Source organism: Mesorhizobium sp. M4A.F.Ca.ET.090.04.2.1 (assembly GCF_003999085.1).
Taxonomy (GTDB): domain Bacteria; phylum Pseudomonadota; class Alphaproteobacteria; order Rhizobiales; family Rhizobiaceae; genus Mesorhizobium.
In genome coordinates this window covers 1-5480 of the sequence record NZ_RZOT01000420.1, presented here as the reverse complement: position 1 = coordinate 5480, position 5480 = coordinate 1, and the positions used below count along the sequence as shown (strand labels likewise).

The 5480-nt window shown below is 68.5% G+C and carries 7 protein-coding genes; 1 reads left to right on the top strand and 6 read right to left on the bottom strand.

Annotated features, from left to right (window positions below; translation table 11 throughout):
* Window positions 1-856, bottom strand: an 856-nt coding sequence (gene cbiE, locus EN781_RS24490) for a precorrin-6y C5,15-methyltransferase (decarboxylating) subunit CbiE (RefSeq protein WP_127400403.1), incomplete at its 3' end; no start/stop codon positions are given.
* Between the two features lies 1 nt (window position 857).
* Here cbiE and EN781_RS24485 point away from each other — a divergent pair.
* Window positions 858-1625: a cobalt-precorrin-6A reductase gene (locus EN781_RS24485; RefSeq protein WP_126054009.1), complete on the top strand. Its 768-nt coding sequence runs from the start codon at window positions 858-860 to the stop codon at window positions 1623-1625.
* Here the strand turns inward: EN781_RS24485 and EN781_RS24480 are convergent.
* The 5 genes from EN781_RS24480 to EN781_RS24460 all read right to left on the bottom strand — a co-directional run.
* Window positions 1589-2353: a precorrin-3B C(17)-methyltransferase gene (locus EN781_RS24480; RefSeq protein ID WP_126054010.1), complete on the bottom strand. Its 765-nt coding sequence runs from the start codon at window positions 2351-2353 to the stop codon at window positions 1589-1591. The two genes, EN781_RS24485 and EN781_RS24480, sit on opposite strands and share 37 nt — an antisense overlap.
* Window positions 2350-3099 (bottom strand): precorrin-2 C(20)-methyltransferase, encoded by a 750-nt coding sequence (locus tag EN781_RS24475; protein WP_126054011.1) that lies wholly within the window; start codon window positions 3097-3099, stop codon window positions 2350-2352. Before EN781_RS24475 ends, EN781_RS24480 begins: the two co-directional genes overlap by 4 nt.
* Window positions 3096-3728: a precorrin-8X methylmutase gene (locus EN781_RS24470; RefSeq protein ID WP_126054012.1), complete on the bottom strand. Its 633-nt coding sequence runs from the start codon at window positions 3726-3728 to the stop codon at window positions 3096-3098. The genes EN781_RS24475 and EN781_RS24470 overlap by 4 nt, the downstream gene beginning before the upstream one ends.
* A 2-nt stretch (window positions 3729-3730) precedes the next feature.
* The gene (cobG, locus tag EN781_RS24465; protein WP_127400402.1) at window positions 3731-5104 is read right to left on the bottom strand and encodes a precorrin-3B synthase; all 1374 of its coding nucleotides are present in this window, start codon (window positions 5102-5104) and stop codon (window positions 3731-3733) included.
* A partial coding sequence (locus EN781_RS24460; RefSeq protein ID WP_189347802.1) for a cobaltochelatase subunit CobN occupies window positions 5101-5480 on the bottom strand: 380 nt, incomplete at its 5' end. The genes cobG and EN781_RS24460, both read right to left, overlap by 4 nt.

Here is a 5480-nt window from a genome sequence, read left to right as displayed (position 1 = left end):
GCGAGGGGTGAGCGAGCATCCATTCGATGCCGACCGAGCCCGAGCCCGCGCCGACATCCCACAGCAGCTCGCCGCGTCGGGGCCCGAGTGCCGACAGCGTCATGGCGCGGACCTCGCGCTTGGTGATCTGGCCGTCATGCTCGAACAGGTGGTCGGCAAGGCCCGACGTCAGCGGCAGGATGCGGGCATCCGGCGTCGATTCAACTTCCAGCGCCAGTACGTTGAGCGGACTGATGTTCTTGAGATCGAAGCCGTCGGCGCGTGCGCTTCGGCGTGCTTCATCCGGTCCGCCGAGCGCTTCAAGGACCGTCAACCGCGAGGGACCGAAGCCGAGTTCGTCGAGCAGCCCGGCGATCGCTGCCGGCGCATCGCCGTCGGATGTCAGCGCAAGGATGCGCGCGCCAGGGTGGAGGAGGGGGCGGATAAGGTCGATCGCGTGGCCGTGGAGCGAGATCGCCTCGACATCCTGCAGCGCCCAGCCCAGCCGGGATGCCGCTAACGAAAGCGATGAAGGCGCCGGCAGCACCCGCATTTGCTTGGGTTTCACCTTGCGCGCCAGCGTGACACCGACGCCGTGGAAGAACGGGTCGCCGGAAGCGAGCACGCAGACATTCTTCCCGGCCAGCGCCAGCACGTCGCGCATCTCGGCGTCGAACGGCGTCGGCCATTGGCGGGCCTCGCCCCTGGCCAGGGCTGCGACGAGCGCGAGGTGTCGCTTGCCGCCGAAGATGAATTCGGCTTGCGCTAGGTGCTGCTTGGCCTCGTCGCCGAGACCCGCTACACCGTCCTCGCCGATGCCGACGACCGTTAGCCATTTTGGCGTGAGCTTGGCGCCGCGCGGACCCTTAGCAGGCATGATGACCCACCGCATCCTGATCCTTGGCGGCACCACCGAAGCCCGGCAACTGGCGGGAAAGCTCGCCGCGCGCGCCGATCTCTCGGTCACGCTTTCGCTGGCCGGCCGCACCGAAAGCCCTGTCGCGCAAGGCGTGCCGGTGCGAAGCGGCGGCTTCGGTGGCGCGGAGGGACTGGCGACCTATCTCGACCAGGAAAAGGTCGAGCTGCTGATCGATGCCACACATCCCTATGCGGCGCGCATCTCCGCGAATGCCGCCGAAGCGGCCAGGCAGGCCGGCGTGCCGATCCTCGCCTTGCGCCGTCCGGGCTGGGAGCCCGTGGCCGGTGACCGCTGGACGCTGGTCGACAGCGCGGCCGAGGCGGCGAGGGCGCTCGGCACGGCGCCGCGCCGCGCCTTCCTGGCGATCGGCAGACAGGAGGCCAGCGCTTTCGAGGCGGCACCGCAGCACCGTTATCTCATTCGCAGCGTCGACCCCGTCGAGCCTAAACTGGGTGTGCCCGACGCGATCTATCTGCTGGCGCGCGGGCCGTTTCCGGAAGCGGAGGAACGCGCGCTGCTCGAAAAGCACGGCATTGATGCCGTCGTGTCCAAGAACAGCGGCGGCGGGGCGACCTACGGCAAGATCGCCGCGGCGCGCGCCTTCGGCATCGAAGTGGTCATGGTCCGTCGGCCGCCCGTGCCGGACGTTCCGTCGGCCGAGACCGTCGATCAGATGGCCGCCAAGGTCGATCATCTTTTCGCGCCCGTTGCCGAGCGTGGCGTGTAGACCAGCGACGGCTTGTCGCCACGCCGGATGATCCTCGTTTCCGGCGAGCCGATGATGATGCAGGTGGCCATGTCGGCCTTTTCCGCATCGGCATCCGCAAGCAGATGCACGTCGATACGTTCGTCCGGCCGGCCGGCGGCGCGGCCGAAGATGACCGGCGTGGTGCCGGGCAGGATCGCTTTCAGGCATTCGAAGGCGCGGCCGAGCTGCCAGGGGCGCGCCTTGCTGATCGGGTTGTAAAGCGCAATGACGAAGCCGGCGCCGGCGGCAGCCAGCAAGCGCAGCTCGATCAACTCCCATGGCTTCAGATTGTCGGAGAGCGAGATGGCGCAGAAATCGTGGCCGAGCGGTGCGCCGATGCGGGCGGCGACCGCAAGCATGGCGGTGACGCCGGGAACGACCGCAAGGTCGACCGCGCGCCATTCCGTCGGGCCGGCCTCGATCGCTTCGCAGACCGCTGCCGCCATGGCGAACACGCCGGGGTCGCCGCCGGACACGACAGCAACGTTATGGCCCTCGGCGGCCTTGGCCAGAGCTTCGTTGGAGCGGGCAAGCTCCTCGCGGTTGTCGGATGCGATGCGGGTCTGGTCCGCTCTCAACTCCAGCCGGTCGAGATAGGGCTTGTAGCCATAGAAGAAGGAAGCCTCCGCCACGGCGCGTCTTGCCTCCGGCGTAACCTGGTCGGCATTGCCGGGGCCGAGACCGATGACGGTGAGACGGCCGCTCATGCCTTTGCTCCGGGGCGGGCGGACCAGCCGGCGACCAGCACGATGGCGAAGTAGGGCGCCTTGTCGTCCGGCTTGTCGGCTAGCCGCATCGAGACGCTGCCCGGCATGGAGCCGCGCTCGACATAGACGGCTTTCGCAAGCTTGCCCGTCGCCTGCAGCGCGCGCCGGATCTTGGGCAGGTTGCGGCCGACCTTCATGATCACCGCTGCGTCGGTGTCGGCCAGCCGCCGCGTCAGCTCGAACTCGCTCATCGTGCCCGGCAGGACAGTCAGTACGTCGTCGCCCTGGACGATAGGCAGGCCGGTCGCCGACCAGCAGCCGGACATGGCGGTGACGCCGGGGATGACCTCGGTCGGGAAGCGATGCGCGAGGCGAACGTGCAGGTGCATGTAGGAGCCGTAGAACAGCGGGTCGCCTTCCGACAGCACCGCCACCATCCTGCCGGCGGCAAGATGTTCCGCGACCGCCTCCGCCGACTGCGCGTAGAAATCGGCGATCTGCGAACGGTAGTCGTCGTGATCCTTGTCGATCTCGGTCGTCACCGGATAGAGCAGCGGCAGCTCGATCATGTCCGGCCGGAAGCGGGCCTCGACGATGGCGCGCGCATTGCTGTTGTTGCCGCGCTTGGCGAAATAGGCGACGACGTCGGCCTCTGCCAATGCCCGCGCAGCCTTGAGCGTCAGTAGCTCGGGATCGCCGGGACCGGTGCCGACGCCGACGAGGCGGCCTTTTACAATCGCGTTCACAGGCCGGGCCTCGCCAATGCGTTGAGGGCAGCGGCGGTCATGGCGCTGCCGCCCAGCCTGCCGCGCACGATGGCGTAAGGCACGCCATAGGAATTCTCGGCCAGCGCGTCCTTCGATTCGGCGGCCCCGACGAAGCCGACCGGCATGCCGATGATCGCCGCCGGCTTCGGCTCGCCGTCGCGCAGTTTTTCCAGCAGATAGAAGAGCGCCGTTGGCGCGTTGCCGATGGCGACGACCGAGCCGGCGATGCGCTCGCCCCAGAGGTCGATTGCCGCGGCCGAGCGGGTGTTGCCGATTTCTTTCGCGATCTCATGCGTACGCGGATCGCGCAGCGTGCAGATCACCTCGTTGCCGGCCGGCAGGCGAGCGCGGGTCACGCCATGCGAAACCATCTCGGCGTCGCAGAAGATCGGCGCGCCTGCGGCAAGCGCCGCGCGCGCCGCATCCACGAAACCGCTGGAGAAGACGAAATGGCTGGCGGCCTCGACCTGGCCGCAGGCATGGATCATGCGGATCGCAACATCGGCCTCGGCGTCCGAGAAGCGCGACAGGTCGGCCTCGGCGCGGATGATGGCGAAGGAGCGCTCATAGATCGCCGTGCCGTCGTGGATGTAGTCGTAGGCCGCCATGCTCATTCCTGTCGGTAGATTTCGGCGATGCCGGCCGCGCCAAGCCTTGTGAGGCAAGCCGCGGCGGTTTCGCCTCGATGTCGTTGCGCGCGGATCGCTGCAAGGATGCCGCCTATGCCGCGCGCGGCGTCATAGCCCGGCCTGTATCCGGCAGGAAGAGCCTTTGCCGTCCCGCCAACGACAAGTCCGGCTCCGTTTTCGTCGCCGACCAGTGTGAGGGCGGCCAAGCCGGGATGCGCGCAGCCTTTGGCGCAGCCGGAAACGTGCAGGCTGAGCGAGGCGTCGAGGAGGTCGCTGTTTTGCGCCGCGATGGTTTCGGCGATGGCTCGGGTGGCGATGCGGCCGGAGGCGCAGGCCGGTGTGCCGGGGCAGGCAGCGATGCGGGTTCGCGGATCGGCGGCGTCGGTGACGAAGCCGAGGGCGGCGGCGGAGGTTTGCAGCGAGGTGCCGGCGGATGGGGCGAGGCCAAGGAAGAGCATGGCGCGGCCGGGGGACAGGCGGATCTCGGTCACGCCGAGATCCGAGGCTTGGCCGGCGAGATCGATGAGATTCCGTGCCGGCATGCTGCCGAAGGGTAGGCCGATGCCGAGGGCTTGGCCATTCGCGAGATCAAAGATGCCGATGGGGGAGCGGGCTGGCGCAGGATGGCGCTCTACGGCGCCCCCCTCTGTCCTGCCGGACATGTCCGGCAGGACAGAGGGGGGCGCGAAGGAATGCCAGCCTGCGAGAGAGGCCAGCTGTCGCTCCGACAAATCCCGCGCATGCGCCTCGCGACCCCTTTCGGCGACCATCCGGAGAGCAGCCACCGTGATATCCCGGGCCAAATCTGCTTCGACCACCGCAAGGGGCGTCGCGCTTCCGCCATCACCGGAAACCGATACCCTCCAAAGAATTTCGTCCTCAGCCTGTACCGCGCTTAGCCGTATGTCGGCCGTCACCGCGTCCATCGTCAGTTGCCCACCGCCGTCGATCACCACCGAAACCTTCGGTCCCAGCCGTGGCGTCAGCCCGGCCTCTTCAACGGCCGCCCTGATCCGCTCGGCGAGCGGGCGCGGATCGGCAACCTCCTGTGGGTCAATACCCGCCAGTGGCCCGGTCTCGACCGGCACGCCCGTGCGCACGGCAATCCCCAGCGCATCCACTTCGGCGGCCAGCAGGCGCGCGCTTTCCGCCGTCAGGCCACGGATCTGCAAACTGCCGCGCGCGGTCACCTCCATGATACCGTTGCCGTGGCGCAAGGCGGATTCGCCGAGTCCGATCAAAAGCTTCGGTGGCATTCCTCCAGCGACCGGGTTGAGCCGCACCAGCAGTCCGTCGCCGGTCTGCATCGGCGTGCTGAGGGCAGGGCAGGCGCCACGGCGGGAGAAGGCGTTCATGCCGCCACCCGCTGGGCTTCGGCGATCAGCGCGGCGAGATCGTCATCGATGGAGTTCCGCAAGGGGTGCCACAGGCCGCGCCGCCGCGCGGAGAGGAAGCGTTCCGCGATCACCTTCGCGGCGGCCGGGTTCTCGCGCAGGATGAAGGCGCGAACGTCCGCGTCGCCGAGATAGGCATCGTGCACCGCCTCGATCAGCGCGCCCGATATGGCATGCGTGGTCTCGGCAAAGCCGACGAGGCGGTCGACGGTCTCGGCGAACTCCGAGGCGCCGCGCGGACCATGGCGCATCTGGCCGGCGATGAAACGCGGATTGACGGCGCGGGCGCGGACCACTCTGGCCACAGCTTCGCCCACCGAGCGCGGCTTCGGGTTCT